General features: G+C 34.2%; 25 protein-coding genes and 1 other annotated feature. Of the genes, 15 read left to right on the top strand and 10 right to left on the bottom strand.

The genetic code is table 11. The features are described 5' to 3' along the window. The first annotated feature begins 172 nt into the window (after nucleotides 1-172). Nucleotides 173-547, top strand: coding sequence for a hypothetical protein (locus tag F5ESL0237_RS00555; protein ID WP_122024344.1), 375 nt, complete (start codon nucleotides 173-175; stop codon nucleotides 545-547). 105 nt (nucleotides 548-652) lie between these two features. Here F5ESL0237_RS00555 and F5ESL0237_RS00560 read toward each other — a convergent pair whose 3' ends face one another. The 6 genes from F5ESL0237_RS00560 to asnA all read right to left on the bottom strand — a co-directional run bounded on the left by F5ESL0237_RS00560 (nucleotide 653) and on the right by asnA (nucleotide 6,895). Next, a complete protein-coding gene (locus tag F5ESL0237_RS00560) occupies nucleotides 653-1,402 on the bottom strand; it encodes an amino acid ABC transporter ATP-binding protein (protein WP_090093966.1) in 750 nt (249 codons plus the stop codon). Beyond that, nucleotides 1,402-3,021, bottom strand: coding sequence for an ABC transporter substrate-binding protein/permease (locus F5ESL0237_RS00565; RefSeq protein WP_122024345.1), 1,620 nt, complete (start codon nucleotides 3,019-3,021; stop codon nucleotides 1,402-1,404). The genes F5ESL0237_RS00560 and F5ESL0237_RS00565 overlap by 1 nt, the downstream gene beginning before the upstream one ends. A gap of 377 nt (nucleotides 3,022-3,398) precedes the next feature. After that, the gene (locus tag F5ESL0237_RS00570; protein ID WP_122024346.1) at nucleotides 3,399-4,040 is read right to left on the bottom strand and encodes a DNA-3-methyladenine glycosylase; all 642 of its coding nucleotides are present in this window, start codon (nucleotides 4,038-4,040) and stop codon (nucleotides 3,399-3,401) included. 133 nt (nucleotides 4,041-4,173) lie between these two features. Beyond that, nucleotides 4,174-4,938 (bottom strand): TerC family protein, encoded by a 765-nt coding sequence (locus F5ESL0237_RS00575; RefSeq protein ID WP_122024347.1) that lies wholly within the window; start codon nucleotides 4,936-4,938, stop codon nucleotides 4,174-4,176. A 124-nt stretch (nucleotides 4,939-5,062) separates the two neighbouring features. Then, a complete protein-coding gene (locus F5ESL0237_RS00580) occupies nucleotides 5,063-5,767 on the bottom strand; it encodes an NAD-dependent protein deacylase (protein ID WP_122021166.1) in 705 nt (234 codons plus the stop codon). A gap of 114 nt (nucleotides 5,768-5,881) precedes the next feature. Then, complete coding sequence (gene asnA / locus F5ESL0237_RS00585; protein ID WP_122024348.1) at nucleotides 5,882-6,895, bottom strand: aspartate--ammonia ligase; 1,014 nt, start codon at nucleotides 6,893-6,895, stop codon at nucleotides 5,882-5,884. Nucleotides 6,896-6,952: 57 nt separating this feature from the next. Further along, nucleotides 6,953-7,191: a binding site (T-box leader), on the bottom strand. 128 nt (nucleotides 7,192-7,319) lie between these two features. Between asnA and F5ESL0237_RS00590 the strand changes: the two genes are divergently transcribed. Next, the gene (locus tag F5ESL0237_RS00590; RefSeq protein ID WP_090093957.1) at nucleotides 7,320-7,796 is read left to right on the top strand and encodes a hypothetical protein; all 477 of its coding nucleotides are present in this window, start codon (nucleotides 7,320-7,322) and stop codon (nucleotides 7,794-7,796) included. A gap of 32 nt (nucleotides 7,797-7,828) precedes the next feature. Here F5ESL0237_RS00590 and cls read toward each other — a convergent pair whose 3' ends face one another. Both cls and F5ESL0237_RS00600 read right to left on the bottom strand, forming a co-directional pair. Beyond that, nucleotides 7,829-9,286: a cardiolipin synthase gene (cls, locus tag F5ESL0237_RS00595; protein WP_122021168.1), complete on the bottom strand. Its 1,458-nt coding sequence runs from the start codon at nucleotides 9,284-9,286 to the stop codon at nucleotides 7,829-7,831. A 23-nt stretch (nucleotides 9,287-9,309) separates the two neighbouring features. Next, nucleotides 9,310-10,242 (bottom strand): alpha/beta hydrolase, encoded by a 933-nt coding sequence (locus F5ESL0237_RS00600; protein ID WP_122021169.1) that lies wholly within the window; start codon nucleotides 10,240-10,242, stop codon nucleotides 9,310-9,312. Nucleotides 10,243-10,313: 71 nt separating this feature from the next. Here F5ESL0237_RS00600 and F5ESL0237_RS00605 point away from each other — a divergent pair, with 71 nt between their 5' ends. Then, nucleotides 10,314-11,078, top strand: a complete 765-nt coding sequence (locus tag F5ESL0237_RS00605; protein ID WP_122021170.1) for a ribonuclease H family protein — start codon at nucleotides 10,314-10,316, stop codon at nucleotides 11,076-11,078. On the opposite strand, the gene F5ESL0237_RS00610 is transcribed toward F5ESL0237_RS00605, so the two are convergent. Then, nucleotides 11,079-11,981 carry a DUF1002 domain-containing protein gene (locus F5ESL0237_RS00610; RefSeq protein WP_370448605.1) on the bottom strand — a complete coding sequence of 301 codons (903 nt, stop codon included), beginning with the start codon at nucleotides 11,979-11,981 and terminating at the stop codon, nucleotides 11,079-11,081. A gap of 209 nt (nucleotides 11,982-12,190) precedes the next feature. Here F5ESL0237_RS00610 and F5ESL0237_RS00615 point away from each other — a divergent pair, with 209 nt between their 5' ends. The 12 genes from F5ESL0237_RS00615 (at nucleotide 12,191) to F5ESL0237_RS00670 (ending at nucleotide 22,316) form a co-directional block, all read left to right on the top strand. Beyond that, nucleotides 12,191-13,036, top strand: a complete 846-nt coding sequence (locus tag F5ESL0237_RS00615; RefSeq protein ID WP_122021172.1) for a glycosyltransferase family A protein — start codon at nucleotides 12,191-12,193, stop codon at nucleotides 13,034-13,036. Then, a complete protein-coding gene (locus F5ESL0237_RS00620; RefSeq protein ID WP_122021173.1) occupies nucleotides 13,033-13,698 on the top strand; it encodes an alpha/beta fold hydrolase in 666 nt (221 codons plus the stop codon). Before F5ESL0237_RS00615 ends, F5ESL0237_RS00620 begins: the two co-directional genes overlap by 4 nt. A gap of 121 nt (nucleotides 13,699-13,819) precedes the next feature. Continuing rightward, entirely contained in the window at nucleotides 13,820-14,800 is a 981-nt protein-coding gene (locus F5ESL0237_RS00625) for a ribose-phosphate pyrophosphokinase (protein ID WP_122021174.1), read from the top strand. Between the two features lie 130 nt (nucleotides 14,801-14,930). Further along, complete coding sequence (locus F5ESL0237_RS00630; protein WP_122024350.1) at nucleotides 14,931-15,617, top strand: TetR/AcrR family transcriptional regulator; 687 nt, start codon at nucleotides 14,931-14,933, stop codon at nucleotides 15,615-15,617. A gap of 11 nt (nucleotides 15,618-15,628) precedes the next feature. Beyond that, the gene (locus tag F5ESL0237_RS00635) at nucleotides 15,629-16,459 is read left to right on the top strand and encodes a hypothetical protein (RefSeq protein WP_122024351.1); all 831 of its coding nucleotides are present in this window, start codon (nucleotides 15,629-15,631) and stop codon (nucleotides 16,457-16,459) included. Nucleotides 16,460-16,521: 62 nt separating this feature from the next. Next, complete coding sequence (locus F5ESL0237_RS00640) at nucleotides 16,522-17,004, top strand: nucleoside 2-deoxyribosyltransferase (RefSeq protein WP_122021177.1); 483 nt, start codon at nucleotides 16,522-16,524, stop codon at nucleotides 17,002-17,004. 342 nt (nucleotides 17,005-17,346) lie between these two features. Further along, on the top strand, nucleotides 17,347-18,432 hold the full coding sequence (locus F5ESL0237_RS00645; protein WP_122024352.1) for a D-alanine--D-alanine ligase family protein: 1,086 nt from the start codon (nucleotides 17,347-17,349) through the stop codon (nucleotides 18,430-18,432). A gap of 29 nt (nucleotides 18,433-18,461) precedes the next feature. After that, on the top strand, nucleotides 18,462-19,190 hold the full coding sequence (locus F5ESL0237_RS00650) for a transcriptional regulator (RefSeq protein ID WP_122021179.1): 729 nt from the start codon (nucleotides 18,462-18,464) through the stop codon (nucleotides 19,188-19,190). Nucleotides 19,191-19,246: 56 nt separating this feature from the next. Further along, nucleotides 19,247-20,368 (top strand): YibE/F family protein, encoded by a 1,122-nt coding sequence (locus tag F5ESL0237_RS00655; protein ID WP_370448603.1) that lies wholly within the window; start codon nucleotides 19,247-19,249, stop codon nucleotides 20,366-20,368. Beyond that, nucleotides 20,368-21,138, top strand: a complete 771-nt coding sequence (locus F5ESL0237_RS00660) for a YibE/F family protein (protein ID WP_122024353.1) — start codon at nucleotides 20,368-20,370, stop codon at nucleotides 21,136-21,138. Before F5ESL0237_RS00655 ends, F5ESL0237_RS00660 begins: the two co-directional genes overlap by 1 nt. After that, nucleotides 21,125-21,949, top strand: coding sequence for an alpha/beta hydrolase (locus F5ESL0237_RS00665; protein WP_122024354.1), 825 nt, complete (start codon nucleotides 21,125-21,127; stop codon nucleotides 21,947-21,949). Before F5ESL0237_RS00660 ends, F5ESL0237_RS00665 begins: the two co-directional genes overlap by 14 nt. A 103-nt stretch (nucleotides 21,950-22,052) precedes the next feature. After that, a complete protein-coding gene (locus F5ESL0237_RS00670) occupies nucleotides 22,053-22,316 on the top strand; it encodes a hypothetical protein (RefSeq protein WP_122021182.1) in 264 nt (87 codons plus the stop codon). Between the two features lie 128 nt (nucleotides 22,317-22,444). Here the strand turns inward: F5ESL0237_RS00670 and F5ESL0237_RS00675 are convergent, their stop codons facing one another. Continuing rightward, on the bottom strand, nucleotides 22,445-22,780 hold the full coding sequence (locus F5ESL0237_RS00675) for an aggregation promoting factor surface protein (protein ID WP_122021232.1): 336 nt from the start codon (nucleotides 22,778-22,780) through the stop codon (nucleotides 22,445-22,447). Nucleotides 22,781-22,971: the final 191 nt, after the last annotated feature.

Raw genomic sequence — 22,971 nt, forward strand, 5'->3', positions numbered from 1 at the left:
GATTACCAGAAGTTGATAAACTAATTGACTGCTGTAAATTTAAAAACGCTATAATGGTGTTCTCAACATTAAAAGCGCTTTATGCTATGATTGTTTTATTAAATGCAAATAAAAATAGCAGACATATTGGGTCGATTACCAATTCTTATCGTTAATTCTATAGGTGTAGATTATGAAGATAAAACTTAGTAAAATTTTTCCTTTTTTAATAGGCATTATATTATTAATAATTGCGATAAAAGATTTTTCTCCTTGGCGCAGTCCAAGGGAAATAATAATAGGACTATTAACATTAGTAGTAGCATTATGTTCCACAAGTAAAAACCAAAAATCAACTTCTTCTGCAACAGATTACTTAGTTGATCACAAAGTTGTAATTTATTCGGAACGTATTTATTTAACGATGTTCTTCGTCTTTATAGTTTTATATTACTTAGATGGGAAAAATATTTTACTGGGTGTTATATCTATTTATTCGTTATTACTTTGGCTTATTCAACAAGTAATAATAATTGTTTTAGAGTTATTAAAAAGTAAAAGAAAATAATTAATTTTAGAGGAAAATTTAGTTGTCGAATTCAAAGGCCCAAGGTTGTAAACTGAATAAAAAAATCATATTTTTTTGCTAAAACATGATTTTTTGGTCACTGATTTAATTATTCTGGAAGTTACTTAAAAACTTCGTGGTTTTTTCATTTTGTGGATGATTAAATAATTGATCTGGCTTGCCTTGCTCGGCAATAATACCGTCACTAATAAAGAAAATCTGATCAGATATGTCCCGCGCGAATGCCATCTCATGGGTTACAATAATCATTGTTAATCCCGTATTGGCTAAATTTTGCATTACACTTAGAACTTCACCGACCATTTCTGGGTCAAGTGCACTAGTCGGTTCATCAAATAACAAGATTTCTGGATCCATCGATATTGCCCGGGCAATAGCTACACGTTGTTGTTGTCCCCCTGAAAGTTGACTCGGGCGAGCATTAATATATTGCGCCATACCAACTTTTTCCAAGTTCTGCAGGGCAATTTGACGTGCTTCTTCTTTAGCGCGTTTAAGAACTAATTCTTGACCAACCATGCAGTTAGCAAGGACATTTTTATTTTCAAATAAGTCAAATTGTTGAAATACCATCCCTACCTTAGCACGATAGATGTTGCGGTTATAAGAAGAAGCAAGAACATTTTCACCGTGAAAAGTAATTTCACCAGACGTTGGTTCTTCTAAGAGGTTAATACAACGTAAAGTAGTTGATTTACCACCGCCAGAAGGGCCAATGATAGTAGCAATTTCACCTTTTTTTATATCAAGAGAAATGTCACGTAAAACTTGGTGTTCACCAAAAGATTTTTGCAAATGTCTTAGACTCAAAATTGTTTCACTTGTTGCGGTCATTATTTTTTAACCTCCATGTCATTGGTTGTATCAACTTGTACTTGATTGGCCATTAAATTGTAATTTTTATTACCTTGTAAATGTTTCTCAATTAAATTGAAGATTCTGGTAATAGTGAAAGTCAAAATTAGGTAAATAGCAGAAATTGTGAGATAAGTTGGGAAAAACTTGAAAGTCTGGCTAGCAACAGTTGTTCCCACAAAGAACAATTCTGAGACCGAAATGATACTCAAAACTGAAGTGTCTTTAATGTTGACGATAAATTCATTAGTAATTGATGGTAAACAATTTTTAATTGCTTGCGGTAAAATAATATGCCACATTCGTTGGTTATGAGTCATGCCCAAAGCACTGGCAGCTTCAAACTGTCCAGCTGGTGTGGAAATAATCCCTCCGCGAATAATTTCTGCTAAATAGGCGCCAGTATTAATTGAAACAATAATTAAAGCCGCAATGGTCCGATTGATATTAAGATGCCAAAATTGAGCAATACCGTAGTAGATTACCGCAGCTTGCACCATCATTGGTGTCCCGCGGAACACTTCAATATAAACTGATAATAGCCAGTTGCTAACTTTAAGTAATAATTTTTTTCCAGTTGTAGTTGGGGTAGGAATAGTTCTAATAATACCAACAGCTAGACCAATAAAGAAACCTGCAATTGTACCAACAGATGCAAGAAGCAAGGTCATGCCAATACCACTTACTAGCATACTACCATATTGTTTCCACATGGAAATAAACCAGTTTTCTGATTGACCTTTTTTGTTGTCACCAGCCTTAGGCTGTTCTTTAATGGCAGCGGTCATCATTTTGTTTCTTGTAGCGGTTGGAATGGTAGCTAATATTTGATTGACTTGCTTAAGCAAAGACTTGTTAGGTTTCGCAATACCAATGGCTGTTTCTGACTCTTCTTTTGAGACATGGAAACCAGCCATCTTACTAATTGCAACAGCAGTGACATCTGGATCAACTAATTTAAAAGAAATTGCTTCAGTATCTTCTGCTAAGTACCCATCAATTGTTCCTGAAATTAGGCTTTGGCGCATTGCGGCAAAGTCGCGCATTGCAGTTTGTCTTTTGGCACCAGGTAATTCTTTAATTAACCCGTAATGGGATGTTCCTTGTTGAGCAGTTAACTTTGCGCCTTTAAAATCAGTTAGCTTTTTAGCGTGAGCAAACTTACTATTTGGTTTGGTAATAACAACAAATGTTCCGCGGCGATATGGTTGAGAAAAGTTAATGGCTTTAGCCCTTTCAGCAGTTGGACTCATGCCAGCAATGATTAAATCAGCCTTACCACTGGTTAAAGCTGGTAGTAGTCCATCCCATTCAGTTTTAAGCACAACCACTTTTCGATGCATTTTTTTACCAATGATTTTGGCAATTTTAACGTCATAACCATTAGCAAAAGTATGTTGCGATCCATCAATTGGGACAGCACCATTTGCAGCATTAGTTTGGGTCCAATTATAAGGTTGATAGTTAGCTTCCATTGCTACTTTAAGTACATTACTATCTTTTTTAGCACTGACGCTATTTGAATTACAATTCAAACCAAAGGTCATGCTGATTATTGCTATCATAACAGCAGTAATCCATTTATATCTTGACTTCATTTTGAAAACCTCCGAAAACTTTTCTCAAATAAAGCCAATACAATAAAAAGCGTAATTAAAAACCTCGTTGTACTTCAAAAACAACGAGGTCTAATCTAATTTTATTTAGACAAATCATATAGCGCTCCCTAGTAATTAACTAGGACAGTCTGCAAGATATTATCTTGCAGCCCAACAAAAAAATCGAAACGAACAAAATTTTTGTTTCGGCGATAATTCTTACGATAGCTTTCTTAGTGTTCGTTCACTCTAGCTAAGTTTGTAATTATCGCAACCTCTATTGCATTGGAAATTATTTAACTTTATATGCGATAATAGTCTAAAAATAGGACTTTGTCAATAGTTGTGTTTAAAATGTCTATAACAATTTTTTTATATTAAGATAATAATTCCCAGCCATTGTTTGGCTGATAATCTTTTATTTTCATTCTAGAAACATAAGGATTACCGCTAACGTAGTATCTCAAAGGTTTGCTGGCCCAAGTAGGGCTTGATTGGTTAATACCAATGCGCGGACTGGCAATAATCTTACGGGCGTAATTTTTGTGGTTGTCATTTAAATCAATAGTAAAAGGAGACTTGCTTAGAAAATGTAAGTTCCAGTCTTTATTATGAATGCCGAAGGCTTGCATCATTTTAGCCGGCCCATTAGTTAATAAGGGGCCGCTTTTACTTGAGCGATTAGTTATCATTTGCTTGATACCCCAAGCAGGTTCGATAGCTCTAATTAAGATGCCTTGAGGTTCACCAGCTTTTTGGGTAGCAATGTCGAAGAAGAAATATTGGCGTTGGGCATAGATATAAATTGTGCCTCCTCTGCGATATAATCCTTCATTAGCAGCAGTTCTGCGACCTTGGTATGAATGAGCAGCACGATCTCTTTTTCCTAAATAAGCTTCAGTTTCCACAATATAACCACCTAAAATTTGTTGCCCATTATCAAAGATTAAGGGTCGACCAAGCAAATCGATACTTATTTTTTCAGTTGTTGATTTAGTAAAATAAGTTGAATAGTCCATGATTAATCGCAAATAGTTATTAAGTAAAATTATAATTTATGTAAGTAATTATAAAGCTTACTTGTTGTATAGAAGATAAAAGACACAATTATTGAATTGTGCCTAAAAAAGAATGGTAACTTATAAATTATGCTTAATGAGAATGGTTATTGGAGTGCAAAAAATGAAAAGCAATGGTAATTAACAAAATGCCAAAGACTAAAGCGGCGAAAATAGAATTTGGTAACTCATAATGAAGTGGTGGAAGTGAGACAAGTAATTTTAAAGCAATAATGCCAATTAAAATATATGCCATTGGTTGCAACTCAGGAATTATATCCATTAACTTAATAATAACTTCAGCTACACCTCGCATACATAAAATACCAATCATCCCACCAATTAAAACAACTACAGGATTACTTGAAACAGCAAGGGCTGCTAGAACTGAATCTATTGAAAAGACGATATCCATTGCTTCGATTGATATAACTGCTCGCCAAAAAGGTGACAGGAAACGCTTATTACTTTGATGATGCTGGGTAGTTTTTGGCACTTGACCGCCTTCTTTATCTGCTGAATGGTGGCGTCGATCATAGAAGAACTTGAAGCAAAGGTAAAAAAGATAAATACTACCAGCTAATTTAATTTCCCAAAAATTAATTAGGTACGTGCCAATTCCAATGACAATAAAGCGAAAAATATAAGCGCCCCACATACCATAAAATAAAGACTTTTCTTGTTGCTTTTTGTCTGGTAAAGATTTGGTTTGGGCTGCAAGTACAACAGCATTATCAACTGATAGTAAACATTCCATCAAAATTAGGGTAAGGATGATTAGCCAGTCATTGACATTAGTTAAAACGTGAAGCCAGTTATTGGCATCAAAGAATGGCGCATACATTTTAATAATTGACATTTGTAAAAATCTCTTTTCTGAAAGTACTAGCAGCTTTTGAATAATAAATTGAGTTAAGCAATAACTTATAATGATCCATTAATCAAGCTGTTGCCTAATATTTTACCATAAGAAATATGTCTGTTTAAATTTGTTGGAAAACATCTAGTGCATCGCCAGTAATAGCCGCAATCCCGGCTAACGGAATTGCTGTTTTATTAATTGCCCATATTTTAGCATTGGTTTGACAGTAAGCTAATAATTGAGCGAAAGGATAGACCACAAAGCTAGTACCGCAAATAATTACTAGATCAGCCTTTTGGATAGCTTGAATAGAAGTAGTTAAGTTTTGAGAATTGATATTTTCACCATATAACACAATTTGGGGGCGAATAATACCACCACAGTTATGGTGCAGATATGATTGAGCATAGGTAGAATACTTAACAGTTTGTTGGCATTTTGTGCAATATAACTGATAGAGATTACCATGAAACTGGGTGACCTGTTGATTGCCAGCTTTTAAATCTAGACTATCGACATTTTGGGTAATTAAATGACCTTTATTATTACAAATTTCGGCAATTTTTTGATGAATAATATTTGGTTTGGCGTCGGGAAAATACATGTTATTTAAGACAAAATGATAGAACAATTCTGGGCGGTGATACAGTGTTTCAGCACTTAGAATGGTTTCTGGCTTTTCAATGCTATCATTATAAATACCGTTTTTAGAGCGATAATCTGGAATGCCAGAGGGTGTAGATACGCCGGCACCAGTCAAAAAGGTAACATAGTTTGCTTGTTCAATTTCGGCTTTTAAAGTTTTTATTTGCTTAGTTACAATCATAATTTTTCCCCTGGGCAATATTTATGCAGTAGATAATTTATGCTAATAGTTTAATTATCGTGTTACTAAAATAGACCTCCTGTAGCATTAGCTAAGTTGGAGGTCGGTTGGTAGTTAAAGAATTTGAATGTTATGGGCTTGACACATTTTCAACATTTCCTTTGGCCAAATACTGGCTTGTACTTCGCCAATGTGAGCTTTACCCAATAAAAGCATACAAAGGCGTGATTGGCCAATTCCGCCACCAATGGTAAATGGTAGCTCGCCGTTGAGCAACATTTGATGAAAGTTCAATTGTTCACGTGCAAGGCAATGAGCTTGGATGAGCTGTTTGTGTAAGCTTTGCGGGCTAACCCTAATTCCCATTGAAGAAATTTCTAGTTTTTGCTTGAGGGGTTCATACCAAAAAATCAAGTCACCATTTAATTGCCAGTCGTCATAATCAGGGGCGCGACCATCATGAGGCTTACCACTACGAGCCAGGTTGTCACCAATTTTCATAAGAAAAACAGCCTTCTTTTGCTCAGCAATTTTATTCTCTCGTTCTTCTGGACTCAAGTCTGGCCATCTATCCTCTAGTTCTTGAGTGGTAATAAAAAATATATCATCTGGCAAATGATAAGTTGAAGCAGGATAGCGTGTAGCACATTCAGTTTCCACTTGTTTGATTACCCTAAAAATTTGTGCAACTGTTTCAGTCAAAGTTGTAATTGTTCGTTCATCTTCGGCAATGATTTTTTCCCAATCCCATTGATCAACGTAGATCGAATGAAAGTTATCAAGGTCTTCGTCGCGCCGAATGGCGTTCATGTTTGTATAGAGCCCTTCATGCATACCAAAATGATATTTTTTAAGGGCCAGTCGTTTCCATTTAGCTAAGGAATGGACAATTTCAATGGTATCGTCTTTAGGAAAAGCTTTTACGTCAAAATTAACCGGACGTTCGATTCCATTTAAGTTATCATTGAGTCCGGTATTTTTTTCAACAAACAAAGGTGCCGACATTCTCTGTAAATTAAGTTTTTGCCCTAGTAAAACTTGAAAACGTTCACGGATAAAAACAATTGCCGCCTCAGTATCACGAATTGTTAAAGTAGGCTGATAATTTTGGGGCATAATTAAAGTCATAATTGCTAACCTCCTGATTTGAGGTCAAAGAAAAAGCCCTCTGCCTCAGCTAATAAAAACAAGGACGAAAGGCTTTTTCCGCGGTACCACCTAAATTGTCCGCTATTTGCGAACCACTCATGAAGCACAATCATGCTTCACCAGCTTGATAACGTACTGGAGACGGCACCACCTACTTGAGTTGTTCAGTGTGCTGCTAAAAGGGTTTTTCAATAATTCAGGGTCTGCTGGCTTTGCACTAATACCAACTCACTGTGAGAAATAAATTATTTACTCGTCTTTTTCATCGCATTTAATTTAATGCCTATTTAATAATATTTTTAAATAAAATGCAAGCCAATAGTTCAAAATTGTCTGCTAAAACTACTAAAAAATCGTAGTCTGTTATAATAGACTAAGAGTAAATATTTTGAGGAGAGTTTTTATGGCTGGTTTTTACTTAATTTTAGAAGCGATTATGCTGGGCTATGCTTGTTATAGCTGGTATTGGCAAGCAAATATTGATTTAAAGGGACAATATCGATTCTCTTCAATTATCTGGTCACTAATTTTTATTTGGCTTGGCTTTTCTTGGCAATTAATTGAAAAAAATGATCAGGGTCTGACTGTTTTTTTGGCCAGTTTTATCTTGATAGGTATCATTGATGGCTTTACTGGCTTTGGCGCAAAGAAAGTTGTAGTAGCGGGTTATTTTAAACGAACAATTTCATATGCTGATATTGATTTGATTACCCTAATCAGGGTACCTAATCCCAAGAAAAAACAAGTGATTTGTATTCTTACTACAAATCAAAATCGTCAATATTATTTACGTTTTGCCCAGAGCATAGCGAAAATAGTGGGTACGATTAAGAGTCATGTCAACCATGATATTAGAATTGAAATACAAGATATAATTTAAGAACATTTAATGTGATTAATATTTCAGGGTATCTATAAAATTGGTGAAAGCATTCGTGAAAAATACTGCAATGTTCGCAGTAAGCGCCCCTGCTTAGCAATTATTTGTGGCGTAAGTAGGGTAGAATGTTCCATGTCCGCTATAAATGATTGAGCTATTTCATGGGCAAAATTTTTGTCATAAAAAACAGCAACGTCTTCAAAGTTGAGGTCATAAGAACGATAATCTTGGTTCATTGAACCAACAGTAGCAAAGTCATCGTCGACTACAATTGTTTTAGCGTGGATAAAGCCTTTATTGTAGATATATACTTTAATCCCGAAACGAGTTAGTTCGTTAGCGTACCATTGTGTAGCGCGATAAATAAAAGGGTGGTCTGGTTTGCAGGGAATCATAATTCGTAAATCAACGCCTGACATAGCAATGGTTTGCAAAGTAGCCATCATGGCATCATCAGGAATTAAATAAGGTGTTTGTAGCCAAACTCTTTTCTTAGCTAGCGACATTAAGCGCATTATGCCATTACGCATATTAGCGATATCTCGGTCAGGCCCATCTGCGACGATTTGCATTGGTACATCACCAGGATGGATTTCATTCTCATCTAAGTTAGGAAAAAGCATGGTATTAAAAGTAATTAATTGACTTTCTTTTTGAATTGAGGCATTCCAATCCATGACAAAACGCTCTTGTAAAAGTAGCGAGGCTGAACCAACAATTCTTACATGACTATCGCGCCAGTAACCAAACTTTTTGTTACGGCTTAAATACTGGTCGCCAATATTAAAACCACCCGTCCAAGATGTTTTGCCATCAACTACTACAATCTTACGGTGTAAATGATAATTGATGCGAGAACGCGTAATCATATTACGTGAAGTGATGAAAGGTAAGACTTCACCGCCTGCTTGGCGGAGTTGATCAAACCAAGTTTTACTAGCACCTAAAGATCCCCAGGCATCATAAAGGACGCGTACAGCAATACCTTCTTTTGCTTTTTTGATTAGCAAGTTAAGAATTTCGTTACCAATTTGATCATTATAAAAGGTATAAAATTCAACGTTAACGGATTGTTGTGCATCTTGAATGTCGTGCATCATGTCATCAAACAGCGCTTGGCCATCTGTGTAGAGTTTGACATGGTTATTTTTACTAAGAGGTGATTCACCGTTATGATCAAAAAAGTGAATAACCATTCTGGCTTTGTAAGAGGTATCAGCAGGACTGGTTTTTTTAGGTGCTTTAGTAATTGATTTTTGAACATTGCGTAACCCAATATGGTGTTGCTTGTTAATGGCAAAAATGTTCTCTTGCGAAATGCCGCGACCAAAGAAGCCATAGAGAATGAGACCAATCACTGGAAAAACTAATAAAATAATTAGCCAAGCCCACGTAGTTGAAACTGACCGCCGGCGGTGAAATACAATATAAAAGGCTAAGATAATATTAGTAGTGATAATGATTCGTAGTATATCTTGTATTACAATCACGTAAATCCTCCGAAAATTAAATTTTATATTTTGAAGTTGATAAATTTATTGACAATGTCAATGACAAACGGATTATCATGCATCCAACTATGTTCGGCATATTTTTCGCCGCGAATTTCTACTTCATGGTAGGATTTGACCAATGGTGCTAAAACATAGCGAATACTTTTTGCAGAAGTAACAGAAATAAATTTATCGCTATTGGTATTATCTAAAACATTTCCGTAAATGTTCAAGACGGAAATATTCGGATTAAATCGTTTTCGTCTAAATAAAAAATAGCAATAGTGTAAATTCATCATTGTAGGTCTACCTTTTTTATTAAAACCGTTGACGTTTGGAATATCTCCCATATAGGTCACACCGTCAAAGGGGCCAGCGATTAAGGCACATTTGTTTAAGTGCGGGAAATTGGTTTTATGGGCCTTACGCATCTCTGTGCGTATTATACAAGGACAGGCCAATGAGTGAGCGACTGCCGAATAATGGGTAAAGTGGTATCGCTTAGCTAAAAAAGGTAGAATAAGACGTAAATAGTAGTCAATAGCATAGACACCAACAATTCGTTGACGAAAAACCACTTGAACGATTGGCTTTTGATCACCTGTCCATGTCCCCTCTAGTTTGAAATTTCCCCATAAATCAGCAGTAACCTTTAGGTAGTTAGAAGTTTTCTTCTCTTTTAGTGCTTGCTTAATCATAACATTGGTGGTGTAGTCCCCACCGCGAAAGCCATGAAAGTAAATTACAGGTTCTTGGATGAATTCTCCTTTTTTGCTTTCAATTTTTGATTTATCTTCAATTTTTCTTTTATGTAGGCGCAAAAAAAAGCGAGTAGGACCAATGGTAGCTAGAATTGCTAACGAAACCATATTAAACATACTAGGGTCTTTAGACAGATTACGTTTACGGTTTTTTTCAGCAATTTCAGTATATTTTTTGGTATTAAAGAACATAAATTACCACCTTAAAATTAGTGCTACTGATATTTTAACATTGACAACAATTTTTAGTGAGTGAGGAACATATGAAATTTTATGCTGTAAAAAAAGGTCGTCAACCAGGGGTTTATCGCACTTGGAAAGAAGCAGAAAAACAAGTTAATGGTTATTCTAATGCCGAATATAAGTCGTTTGAACAAATTACTGATGCGACCAATTATTTGGGCTTTAATCAAGCAACAGCTAAGAAGCTACTGCAAAAAGATGAAGACTCATTAAGACAAGCAATTGCTAAAATTCAAAAGGCAAGTAAGATAAAGCCCTTAAATAAAGAAAGAGGGGCCTCAAAAACAAATAAAAAATATTTTGCCAAAATCTATACCGATGGTGGTACGCGCAATACTGGAACTTATAAAGGTGGCCATGTACACGTAACTGATAAGGCGGCTTGGGCATATTTAATTGAATGGCAGCAAGCAGGTAAAAAGCAATCATTTTATGATAGCAATGGTGAATTAGGTGCAACCAATAATAAAATGGAATTAACAGCCTTAATTGAGGCACTAAAAAAGTTGTTGGAATTAAAATTTAACCAACAACCTCTATTATTTATACTTGATTCACAATATGTTTTAAATCCGATTACACAAGGCTGGCTCCAAAATTGGAAAAAACGGGGTTGGCACAAGAGTAGTAAAGGAAAAATTGCTAATGTCGAAGAATGGCAAAAATTAGATCAACTACTTAGTGAGTTCACTCAAGCCGAATTTAAGTGGACCAAAGGTCATGCTAAAAATCGCGGTAATGAATTTGTTGATCATACTTTAAACAAGTTTATGGATCAAATGTAATTACTTAGAATTAGAGAAACCTGCTACAAGTCCACTAAAGAAGCTAGTAATCGCATCCCAGATTTGTTCAAATAAGTTTCGATTTTCGGTAGTATTGATTTTATCAAAGATACCTTTAGCATTTTTTTCAATATTTTTGGAAAGAGCATCAGCTTGATCTTTAAAATGATGATCTTTTAAAGCACCAGAGTCACGGATTTTAATTAAAATATTGATAATTTGCTCTTTTTGGTTATTGTTAATAACATCACCTAGGTGATTAATATTAATTTGATTGTTAACAATGTCATGAATTTGACTATCAGAAACATTGTTGCCAATTTTCCCCATTTCTTGTTTGGCGCCAGCAACTGCATTATTTAGTTGGGCATCACTATAGCCTTTTTTATTTTGATTTTCCTTGGTTATTTTACTTAATGTTCCCATCTCATCTTGTGCAGCATTAACTTGGCTTTGATTTAAATTTTCCCCATTTTTACTATAAGCGGAGTAAACGCCAGCTAAAGCTCCAGAACCATCAATTGGAATAGCACTAGTAACATAAATATTGGCATCTGCAATTCCAGCAGTTAGAGCAGCATTTTTATATTGATTAGCTGTAATCGTTGTAATATTATTATGACCTTGATAGTCAAGAATATGGACATTAATGCCGCTACCTTGAGCAGTTTTTTGAATCATTGCACTTGACCAAACACCTGAAGTGTTAGTGAAATTTGCACCGGAAGGATTAAGGTATTGAACTAAATCTTGACCAGTAATAGTTATGGTGTGATAGCTGTTGTCATTTAAAGGATTACTCAAAGTCTTTATTGTACCTTGGCGTTGGTTATCGGTAAGAGAAGTTCCTAGACAAATAACGGGGGAGTCGTCTGCTTGAACAATTTGTTTAGGCAGATTCATTCCCAATAGCCCTCCAAATAAGAGGACAGTAATTATTAGAATTGATTTTACTTTTTTCATAAGATTCATTAACTCCTTTTGCTGCACATATTATACTAAATCATTTAAGATAATAAATAACGTTATTACTTTTTTAACGTTTAGTTTATAGTATTTTTAAAATTTTAAAAATATTAAGATGGTATAATAATTTATGAGGGAGGGGTGCTATGATTCAGCAACCTGAGTTAACAGTCATTATGCCAATTTACAACGTTGAAAAATATATTAGTCGGGCACTAGATCACCTGGCTAAACAAGATAATATGAACTTTAAGTTGTTAATTGTTAATGATGGCTCAACGGACAATACAAAAAAGATAGTAGAGAGCTATCAAACGAAGTTTCGTTATATCCAAATTATTAATAAACCAAATGGTGGCTTATCTGATGCGCGCAATGTTGGTCTTGCTCATGTTGATACACCATATTTTACTTTTCATGATGGTGACGATTGGGTTGATGCTGGTTATACCAACTTTTTTATACAAGCGTTTCATGAACATCCAGAAGTAGCTATGGTCTCATGTGGATTTTGGCTAGATTACGAAAATAAGCTAGGTTCTACGCCAGTTACCAAAAAAGTTATAAACGGTATAAAAACAAAATTAAAAAGCTATCAACTGATTAATAATCCGTTAGGATCGTTGTTTGATAATCATATTTTGGGTACACCAGTTAAGGGTTATACTTGGAATAAAGGATATAAAATTTCTGTTGTACGGCAAAATCATTTATGCTTTATGGAGAATTTAGCATTCATGGAAGACCAAATTTTTAATGTGGAATATCTAGCTTTGACAGATGGCTTTTATTGCACTAGTCGGCCACTATATCATTATTGGCAACGCAAGGATAGTATGGTACACAATTTTAATTTAAAGATGATTCCTGATAATTTTAAAGCAAATTATATTATTGCCAAAATTATTATTCGTAGCTTATGGCAGGAACATAAAAAAGAAGATAATTCTAAGCAAAAACTAGTTGAAGCTAGTGAAAGGAATCGTCAATGATAGCAGAAGTTAATGGCAATAATTTATACTACAATAAACTAGGTCAGGGTGAACCGTTATTATTACTACATGGTCACCATTTTGATGGTGGAATGTTTGCACAAATTATTGCTCCGCTTGCCCTATATTACACAGTGTATGTGCTTGATATGCGGGGACATGGATTGAGCGAGGGAGAAATAGCGCAGCACTATCAAACAGAAGTTGCAGATATTGCTACTTTCATTGAAAAGATGGGAATTAAAGGCTGTTATTGTTTTGGCTTTGATGCGGGTGGATTGGTGGCGATGATGCTTGCTAGTCAAGATTCAAGCGCCTTTAAGAAATTAATGGTTGCCGGAGTGTTTGTCAATGGTAATGGCATTCGACCGTATCATTATTTAACCGAAGGCTGCCTGCGCTTCTTGCAATTAAATCGGGATAGTCGAGTTGAATTAACCGAAAGTTACCTTTCAGTTGATGCTTTAAAAGCAATCACTATTCCAACCTATTGTGTTGTTGGTGAGAAGGACTGGGTTAAAGTTGATCATGTTCGTTGGTATAGTCAGCTTATCCCTCAAGGGCAATTATTGATAATGCCAAGACAAAAGCATAATAGTTATGCTGTTAAGAGCTTTAAACTACTTGATTTAATGAAAAATTTTTTTAGAGACGAAAATTAAGATTATACAATTTGCTGGAAGGATATCTCCAGCTTTTTTAATTTCCGTCAATTTCTAGGCACTAGGAACTTTTTTAGTTATAATAGACTGAAAAGATGGTATTTTTGATAAAGAGGTAGTTATGAATAAAGAAGAAATTCTTCAATTAATGCATCCAATGAAATTAATCGGTTTAAGTGGAAATCCAGCTTTAAATGAAAAAATTGCTACAATTTTGAAAAAACCGTTGATTGAAACAGCGGTGCAGCATTTTAGTGATGGTGAAATTCAAGTTAATATTGGTGAAAGTGTTAGAGGATGTGACGTTTTTGTTATTCAATCAATTCAAGATCCAGTAAATGAAAACTTTATGGAATTAGAAATTGTTTTGGATGCACTTCACCGGGCATCAGCTCATAGAATAAATGTAGTTGTTCCATATTTAGCATATTCACGTTCTGATACAAAGACGCGGTCACGTGAACCAATTACAGCAAAATTGATTGCCAATCTGCTACAAATTACAGGATTAGATCATTTGATTGCATTAGATTTACATGCTTCTCAAATACAAGGCTTTTATAATGTGCCCGTTGATCATTTGCATGCGATTCCATTATTAGCACAATATTTCATTGATAATGGCATTGCAACTAAGGAAGATGATGATATAGTTGTAGTTTCTCCAGATCATTCTGGGGCTAAGCTGGCCCGAAATTTTGGTCAAATGTTTGATGCTCCGATTGCTATTGTTGACCAAAGACGCGCCCGTTATGATGCAGATGTTCACGATATAATTGGTGATGTTAAAAATAAAAAGTGTATTATTGTTGACGATTTAATTGATACAGGTTCAAGAATTTCATCGTCAACTAAATCAGTTATGGCTGCAGGCGCTAAGAAAGTATATGTTGCTTCAACACATGCCTTACTTTCACAAAATGCAACTGAAATTTTAAATGGGTTACCTATTGAACAAATTGTAGTTACGGATACTATTAAGCATCAACATTATCCAGATCGTATGATTAGAATATCGGTTGATTTATTATTAGCGCGTGGAATTAATTATGTCTACAATGATCGTTCAATGCACTTATTAAGCGAAAGCGAACTGAAGTAATTTAATATTCTGGGAGGAATGTGTTAACAAAGTATTAGTACTAGTCAGAGGTTTTTGTTTTCTTTTTGTTTATTTATTTTATATCATTGATATAATAAGAATATAATGTATAGAAAACGGAGAAACTATGATGGCACGACGGAAAAATTATAAAAGAAGACGAATTATCTTAAAAAATACATTCCATTTAATAAGAAAGAATGGGATGGAAAATGTTTCTTTTCAAATGATTGCAGAGAAATCTGGAATTTCTAAATCACTTTTGCAATCATATTACCCCCATAAAGTTAAGTTGACCGATGATGTGGTCCGTAATATATTAAACACTTTAGATAAACAAGTTAATAAATTTAATCATACAAGTGACGGTACTGTTGGTGCACGTACTAAAGCATTTCTGTATACAATTGCAATGCTAGGCATTTATGATGAAGGCTTAAAGCGTATTATTAATGAAGTATTTAGCAGTAATGACACGCTTGATAATTGGAGCAGTATGGTTGAAGAATGGGTCAGAAAAAACCAAATTTTTGATGAAGACTATTTCAACCCACATGAAGTTGAGTATGGCATCGCCTTTGTTATAACTGGGATTGGCCGACTTTACTATAATAATAATACACAGTTTAATCTTTCTGCTGAGCAATTAGCAGATTATGCCACTAGTTCATTGATGTATAGTTTTCTACACTGTACACCGGATGAAATTAATCAGGCATTAAAAAAAGGACATGAGATTATTGCTTCAACTGACATCAAAGAAATTCATCATGCAATTGATACTATGTTTGATGATGATAAAGATATTGTTTGTTAGAAAGGAATAGCATGGCAAATGGCGCACGAAATAGTTTGCGTAGAGTAAATCCAGAACAAAATCTTCAGTACAAAAGGGTCTTATCCTTTTGTATTTTATTAATTGTGACATTGGTTATGACTACAGTAACTTTTCTCAATCCTTTTTTTATGAAAGGACAGCTGAGAACTAATAATAATGAAGCAGTTATTGTTCGACACGTTAACAATCATTTTGACGAGCTAGCTAAAGTGATTGGTGCTAATAAAGATGTAAATTCTAATTTATTGACTACTAAGCAAACGCAGCCCATTGCCGATCATATTATTGATTATGCCATAGGTGTTCCATGGTTTAAGTTTAATAATATCAAGTTGGCACAACAAATTTTGCATGATATTGAATTAAATATAGATCAAGAGGCATCTAGCGATGCCCAATTAGTACAAAAGAGACTCAAAAGACAAGGGAAGAATGCTCCATATGATGTAATAGATGCTTTTAATTTAGATTTAGTTACTTTGGGCGGAAACATTGCTTTTGTGCTATTGATTGTAAACATTATACTGTTTATAATGATAATTATCAGTTTACGTTCACTAATTAATGATATGTTAATGGTGATGAATTCTAAGACCTTAGTCCATACTGTTACAGCTGCTGGAATGTGGGCGGGGTTTTGGTTAATTTTAATATCTGGTATATTAGCTATGATTCCAATTATTGTTAATGTTGATGAGATAGCAGTCTTGGGATGTGTATTAGAAATTGGAAGTAGCATATTTTTAGATTATGTGATTGCTGGTGTGGTCTTGTATATTTTAAGTGCTATACCGTGGGAAATTAGTTCACCTAATAATTAAAAATAATGTTTAAACTATCTTACAAAAATATTTAGGTGTTCTTTGTATTATAGGAGTTGATGATGAAAGTTTATTTGGCTAACGCACTGTTTTCACAAGCAGAAATTAATTACAATGCTTACTTGGCAGAAAAAATTCGGCAATTAGATACTGCAATTGATTTATATTTACCACAAGAAAATAATGCAATAAATAATAAACAAGCCTATGCTGATTCAAAGATGATTGCTCAAGCAGATACAGAAAGATTGGTTAAGAGTGATTTACTAGTAGCAATTCTTGATGGTAATAGCATTGATAATGGTGTGGCAAGTGAAATAGGTGTTGCCTATGCTAAAAAAATCCCGATTATTGGTCTATATACTGATACACGGCAACAGGGAAGCGAAAATAAGCAAAAGTTAGCGGCGTTAAAGCAAGTGGCAGAAAATCAATTTCATTATGTTAACTTATATACTACTGGTTTAATTAAATTAAATGGTACTATTGTTACTAATGAAGCTGCCTTACTAGCAGAAATTGTAGCCGTTTTGAATAAGTTTTAATATTAAATAATCCTATCTTTGGCGATAAACATAATAAGTGAATTTTATGTTTCAATGAAGATAGGATTTTTATTGCGGCCTAAAAAGATATAAGCTACTCTTAATAATTAAGATTTAAAAAATAACTAGTTGATATTAAGGTTAATTCGTAAAGTATACTTTTAGTTTTATAAGCTAGGACGAATTTATTAAGTAACTAAGACGAAAATAATTAATTTTAAGTTATGATGGTAATTTTGCGATGAGGCAAAAACATTTATAAAAATTAACTAAATTACCATTATTCAGCTAGTTATTGCCGTATAATAAAAAAGTTAGAAAAAATGATAAGAGGTAGAAGCAATGACTAGGAAAACACAAGTTGGTCTTATTTTTGGTGGTAATTCTTCTGAGTATGAAGTTTCAATTATGTCGGGGCATAACATTTATAAGGCAATTGATAAAAGTAAATTTGATGTTCATCCTATATGGATAACTAATGATGGCTATATTGCAAGTGAGCAAGAATCATTAAAAGTTTTAGCAAATGCAGAATATAAGATTAAAAATCCGCATCAAGTAGCGAATATTTCTAACTTAAGTGAACTAGCTAATTTTCCAGAATTAGATGTATTTTTTTCCATTGTACATGGTAATTTAGGTGAAGATGGTAGTTTACAAGGTTTATTTAGGATTATTGATAAACCATTTGTCGGGGATGATGTTTTAGCTGCAGCGGTAACTATGGATAAAGAATTTACCAAAATTTTAGCGCAACGTGTAGGCGTTTCTGTGGCTGAATGGATTTCAATTAAACGTTTTGAATATGAAGATGAGCAAAATGCTAAACGTGATTATAATCAAGTTAGTGCAAAATTAGGGCACGATTTATTTGTTAAGCCAGCTAACCAAGGTTCATCTGTTGGTGTACACCATGTAACTAATAAGCAAGAATTTGATGCTGCTCTAGCTGATGCCTTTCGCTATGATGATAAAGTTTTAATAGAAGAAACTATTCATGGTACAGAAGTTGAAACTGCTGTGCTTGGAAATGATCATCCAATAGTTTCAGGGGTTGGTCAAATTATTAATGCCGAGGGGACTTTTTATAGTTATGAAAATAAGTATGATGCTAATTCAACAACTAGTTTACAAATTCCAGCTGACTTGCCTGAAGAAACTATAGCTGAGATTAGAGCCAATGCTTTAAAAGTCTATCAAGTAACGGAATGTAGTGGTATGGCAAGAATCGATTCAACATTGCGCAAGAGTGATCAAAAAGTTATTTTGACAGAGGTTAATTCTTTACCTGGTTTTACTAATATTAGTATGTATCCTAAATTATTTGAAGTTGCAGGTATTCCTTATACTGAATTAATTACGAAATTGATTACCGAAGCCCAAAAAAGATATGAGCATAAAAAAAGCTTGCTACATAAAATAGATTAATTTGATTGTGCTAGAGGGAGTAATACTTTATGAGTGGTAATAAGCATGATTTTGAAGAATTAACCGCACCGGCAGCAACTGCTAAGGAATTACAAGTTAGTGTAGCAACTTTAAGAAAGTATTCTTTAATTGTTGAAAAGGTTACTGGCCAAGCAAATTATTATGCTAGAACTAAGCAGAATGCGCGGCTATATAGTAAGCAAGATATTCAAGATTTACAAGATTTTCATCGATTAGCTCAAAAAAATGGTTTAACTTTATACGAAGCAGCGCAGCAAGTTTTTGCAGTTAGTTCAAAAGAAATCAAAAAGACGGGCCAGACTAAAAAAAGCAAGCAAGAGGTAATGACATCTGCACAAGTGATGAAATTAATTGATGCCTTTCAGCAAACTATTAGCCAACAGAATACGGCACTGGAAAATTTACAAGAGCAGCTCAATCGGATTGAAGCTCAAAACCAAGAATTATTACAAAAACAAAATAGTCAAACTGAAAAGTTCGAGGGTCTGGCAGATATTTCTGGGATAGTAACCGCTGAAGAAAGCCAACCCAAAGCACAGTTATTTACAGCTGAGCAAAAGCGCCAACAAATTGTTCATGATGAAAAGAAATCGTCTGAGCAGCTTCATGATGAAATTTTAGCTAAAGCTCAAGAAAATTCTCAAAAAACAGCTAGTGTTAATGAGCACCGAACGCTAATTGATATGCAACCTGAGACAGAAACTAGACATTGGTGGCAAAGATTTCTTAATCTATAAAATAAAGATTAGATAATATTGATCATAAGAAATTATAGTGAATTATGTAGGTTAGGATGTTGATTTTGAAAAAAATTAAGCAACGCTACTTGGTAGCGGTAATAGTGATGCTTATTGGTCTGATATTGACGGCTAGTATTTATTTTGCCACTAATATTTATACTAAAAATGACGTTGCAATAATTACCGATGAAAAAATCACGGATACTTTAGTCGAAAAAAATAAAGACGTATACGATAATAAAGATGAAACTAGAAAGCAAGTCTTGCATTTGAAAATTCTATCCGGTAAACATCAAAATCAAATGTATACAACAACTAACTTTTATTATCCATCACAGCTTGTAACCCAAAAGTATCGTCCAAAACAGCGAGTTTTTGTCAATATTAAAAAGAATGATCCAGCAATTCAAAATCCTAAGCGAGACTGGGTACTTGTCTTGGCTATGACAGTGATGACTACCTTACTTGTAGCAGTTTCTGGTAAAAAGGCACTGGGACTAATTTTGTCAATGCTCTTGAGTTGGCTACTTTTCTATTTTGTTATTATGCTGAATATTAAATTAAATGGTGCGTATATCGTCTTGCTATTTGCTGTAGCAGATATTGTGTTTTCCTTTTTCAGTTTATTAATTGTGCAAGGATATAATCGCAAAATGTTAGTGACCTGGTTAGCTACTTTATTAGGCGTTTTTATTTCTTTTGCACTATGTTATATCATCATGCGTTTAACAGGAGAGTCAGAAATCAAATATGAGACTGGTGACTATGCTACGCAAGATCCTCGCGGCATTTTTTTGGCCCAGACTTTATTAGGCATTTTGGGAGCAGTAATGGACGAGGCCACTGACATTGTTTCTAGTTTATATGAGCTGATTCAAACAAAAAAGGACATTACAACTAAACAGTTAATTAGGAGTGGACGGACCATGGGTCAGGAAATTATGGGACCGCTAATCAATGTTTTAGTTTTAATTTTTATGTCAGAAGCCCTACCTTTAACAATTATCTATTTACGTGATAACAATAGTTTTGGCTCAACTTTTGGTTTTACTTTATCTTTAGGTGTTACTCAAAGTGTGATTTCAGCCATTGGTATCGTGTTAACGGTTGTTTTTGCAACAGGCTGTAGTTTGTTATTTTTAGATAAAAACAAGTGGGAAGTGTGGCATAAGTAATGAGTACATTAACTGCTTTGGTAATAGTTTTGGCGATTTTGATGACGATTATCGGTGGCGAGACAGGAATCAGGAGCTTCTTTAGTGTATTAATTAATACGTTATTATTAATTTTATTAGCAGTTTTTATTTCCTGGGGTATCAATATTCCATTACTTATTTTGATTTTTATTCCACTCAAATTAGTGACTATCATTTTTTTAGGCACGCATGATTATCAAGTTGCTAAAAATTCATTTTACTCGTCAATGGTTGTTTGCTTATTAGTCAGTGTAATAATTTTAGGTTTTGAATATATTGCACAGGCAGCTGGACTTGGTCCTGAAGCTGGAGAAATTTTAGTAGGTTTATCACAGATGCCGGGTTTAAGTTATCCACTCATTGCTGTTGCCGTCGCTATCTTTTCAACTTTAGGTGCAGTAGCAGAAGCAGCTGTCGCAATTAGTTCTGGATTATTGGAAATTAAAAAGCATAATCCCAAGATTGCATATGATGGATTAAGGTCAAGTGGGACAAAAATCGGTAATGATGTTTTAGGAACAGCAATAAATACCATTTTGTTTGGCATGTTTGGTAGCTGCCTTTCTTTATTTTTATGGTATATTCGGTTAAATTATACTCTAGGTGAAATTTTTAATGAGAAAATGCTAGTTAATGAAGCCCTGATTATTGTGTATTCCTTAATTGGTGTAATATTAACGGTACCATTAACAACAAATTTTTTAGCAAAAAGTATGGTAAAACGTGAGGCAAAAAATGAAAACAAATGAAATAATTTTAACAAATTTTAATGGACGCAAATTTAAAATTCATCCATATATTTTGGATTCAATTGGTGATTTAATCAAGCCGCGGCATCCATTGGCAATTGTGATTCCAGGTGGGAGTTTTGATCACCTATCAAAGCGTGAAGGTGAGCCAATTGCCTTAGCTTTTAATAATTGCGGGTTTAACAGTGTTGTGATGGATTATAACCTGATTCAAGATGAAGGTGATATTTATCCAGATGCTGGCTTGGATGTTTTAACCACAGTAAAATATTTTCGTGATCACGCAGCAGAATATCAAATTGATGCCGACAAAATTGTAACAATTGGCTTTTCTGCTGGTGGTCATGTGGCAAGTTTTGCTAACAGTATGGCTAATTCGCTGGAATACCAAGATCGCTTTAATTTTACTGTCAAAATTGTGTTACCCAATAAAACTATTTTAGGTTATCCGTTGATTAATCTACATAAGATCGGCTTTGCTATCCCAAAAAGTGCAACCAATAAAGTACCATCAGATCAATTTGTGCTAAATAGCGCTATAGGGGTGACCTCTAGGACACCAGCTACTTTCATTTTTCATGCTTGGGATGATCCAATCGTTTTAGTGACTAACACTTTAGAATATGCAATGGCACTACAAAAGGAAAAAGTACCATGTGAAGTTCACCTTTTTAATAAAGGTGGTCATGGTTTTTCTTTAGCCCGGACAGATATGGTGACAAAGGGTCGCGAATGGCAAGATAATCCGCATGCAGCTCATTGGTTTAATTTGGCACAAGAATGGTTAAATAGTGAGTGGTTAAATAAATAATTCAGAAAGTATTAAAAATATTAATTTTTTTTCATAATGTCTTGAATTTAATTCATAAAAGCATATAATTATATACTTGAATCGAAAGAAAGGACATGATTTTTTGAAGCTAATAAAAATAAAAAAATTAACCGCAATTAATGGCTTACTAACTTTGACCAGTTTATTCATGTTGTTCTTTGGATTATGTGATCAAGTTAATGAGTCAAATCAATTGGTTCAAACTGACCAGTTAATTGCACTGACAAATAGTGATAATATAATTATTTTTACTGCGGTTATAGCATTAGTGATTTTTGGTTTTGCTTTTTTTGCGGGCTGGCTTAAGAGTTCGTGCAAGACTCGTTTATTATATGATAGAACTTAAGTATATTAGGAAGTTGTATTTAAATTAGTATAGTGCAACTTTTAGTTTGAAAAAGTAAAATTAAAAAGCAGGTTAGTAACTAACTAACCTGCTTTTTTTACTTAGGACAAATTAATATGAAAAATTTTTTAATACCAATGATGGATAAGCCAAAATCTTTTCGCATTAACCCATGACCCATAACGATTATATACATAATTATCGGCAATACGTTCTTGATTTTTAGGGGAATAGTTACCGCCTAAATATGCTAAATTAAGCTGGTATTTACCGTAACAAACGCCATTACGTGCATTGTAATTACCACCTGATTCGTGGCGGGCAATCCAGTTTTTAGCTGCCTTTTCTTTTTTAGATAATTTTTGTGCGGCTGCTACAGTTTGTATAGCAGTGTCCTTATGAGCTAATTCAATAATTGCAGTGCAGTTAACCGCTAAGGCTAAGGCTGTAATTAGTTTAAGCATAAATTTTTTACCTTTAATCAATTTGTCTTATACCTCACTAAGTAGTCTATTTAATACTACAGATACTATACCTAATTAATATTTCATTGCTGTTACAGAAAGAACACGCCTGCCTTACAATCCAGTTTTAATGATATTTAGATGTGATTTTGGTAAAATTTAGTAATAAGCTTTTTTCTAGGAGGTAAATT

Source organism: Lactobacillus sp. ESL0237, from assembly GCF_003692985.1.
In the GTDB taxonomy this organism is placed as follows: Bacteria; Bacillota; Bacilli; order Lactobacillales; family Lactobacillaceae; genus Lactobacillus; species Lactobacillus bombicola.

Bases quoted from the DNA above. Each gene is read 5' to 3' on its own strand.
- F5ESL0237_RS00565 (WP_122024345.1), bottom strand. From the start codon at position 3,021: ATGAAGTCAAGATATAAATGGATTACTGCTGTTATGATAGCAATAATC.
- F5ESL0237_RS00665 (WP_122024354.1), top strand. From the start codon at position 21,125: ATGAAAACAAATGAAATAATTTTAACAAATTTTAATGGACGCAAATTT.
- F5ESL0237_RS00590 (WP_090093957.1), top strand. From the start codon at position 7,320: ATGGCTGGTTTTTACTTAATTTTAGAAGCGATTATGCTGGGCTATGCT.
- F5ESL0237_RS00620 (WP_122021173.1), top strand. From the start codon at position 13,033: ATGATAGCAGAAGTTAATGGCAATAATTTATACTACAATAAACTAGGT.
- F5ESL0237_RS00625 (WP_122021174.1), top strand. From the start codon at position 13,820: ATGAATAAAGAAGAAATTCTTCAATTAATGCATCCAATGAAATTAATC.
- F5ESL0237_RS00660 (WP_122024353.1), top strand. From the start codon at position 20,368: ATGAGTACATTAACTGCTTTGGTAATAGTTTTGGCGATTTTGATGACG.
- F5ESL0237_RS00560 (WP_090093966.1), bottom strand. From the start codon at position 1,402: ATGACCGCAACAAGTGAAACAATTTTGAGTCTAAGACATTTGCAAAAA.
- F5ESL0237_RS00640 (WP_122021177.1), top strand. From the start codon at position 16,522: ATGAAAGTTTATTTGGCTAACGCACTGTTTTCACAAGCAGAAATTAAT.
- F5ESL0237_RS00655 (WP_370448603.1), top strand. From the start codon at position 19,247: ATGTTGATTTTGAAAAAAATTAAGCAACGCTACTTGGTAGCGGTAATA.
- F5ESL0237_RS00575 (WP_122024347.1), bottom strand. From the start codon at position 4,938: ATGTCAATTATTAAAATGTATGCGCCATTCTTTGATGCCAATAACTGG.
- F5ESL0237_RS00570 (WP_122024346.1), bottom strand. From the start codon at position 4,040: ATGGACTATTCAACTTATTTTACTAAATCAACAACTGAAAAAATAAGT.
- F5ESL0237_RS00605 (WP_122021170.1), top strand. From the start codon at position 10,314: ATGAAATTTTATGCTGTAAAAAAAGGTCGTCAACCAGGGGTTTATCGC.
- F5ESL0237_RS00635 (WP_122024351.1), top strand. From the start codon at position 15,629: ATGGCAAATGGCGCACGAAATAGTTTGCGTAGAGTAAATCCAGAACAA.
- F5ESL0237_RS00600 (WP_122021169.1), bottom strand. From the start codon at position 10,242: ATGTTCTTTAATACCAAAAAATATACTGAAATTGCTGAAAAAAACCGT.
- F5ESL0237_RS00610 (WP_370448605.1), bottom strand. From the start codon at position 11,981: ATGAATCTGCCTAAACAAATTGTTCAAGCAGACGACTCCCCCGTTATT.
- F5ESL0237_RS00645 (WP_122024352.1), top strand. From the start codon at position 17,347: ATGACTAGGAAAACACAAGTTGGTCTTATTTTTGGTGGTAATTCTTCT.
- F5ESL0237_RS00675 (WP_122021232.1), bottom strand. From the start codon at position 22,780: ATGCTTAAACTAATTACAGCCTTAGCCTTAGCGGTTAACTGCACTGCA.
- F5ESL0237_RS00555 (WP_122024344.1), top strand. From the start codon at position 173: ATGAAGATAAAACTTAGTAAAATTTTTCCTTTTTTAATAGGCATTATA.
- asnA (WP_122024348.1), bottom strand. From the start codon at position 6,895: ATGACTTTAATTATGCCCCAAAATTATCAGCCTACTTTAACAATTCGT.
- F5ESL0237_RS00630 (WP_122024350.1), top strand. From the start codon at position 14,931: ATGGCACGACGGAAAAATTATAAAAGAAGACGAATTATCTTAAAAAAT.
- F5ESL0237_RS00580 (WP_122021166.1), bottom strand. From the start codon at position 5,767: ATGATTGTAACTAAGCAAATAAAAACTTTAAAAGCCGAAATTGAACAA.
- F5ESL0237_RS00615 (WP_122021172.1), top strand. From the start codon at position 12,191: ATGATTCAGCAACCTGAGTTAACAGTCATTATGCCAATTTACAACGTT.
- F5ESL0237_RS00650 (WP_122021179.1), top strand. From the start codon at position 18,462: ATGAGTGGTAATAAGCATGATTTTGAAGAATTAACCGCACCGGCAGCA.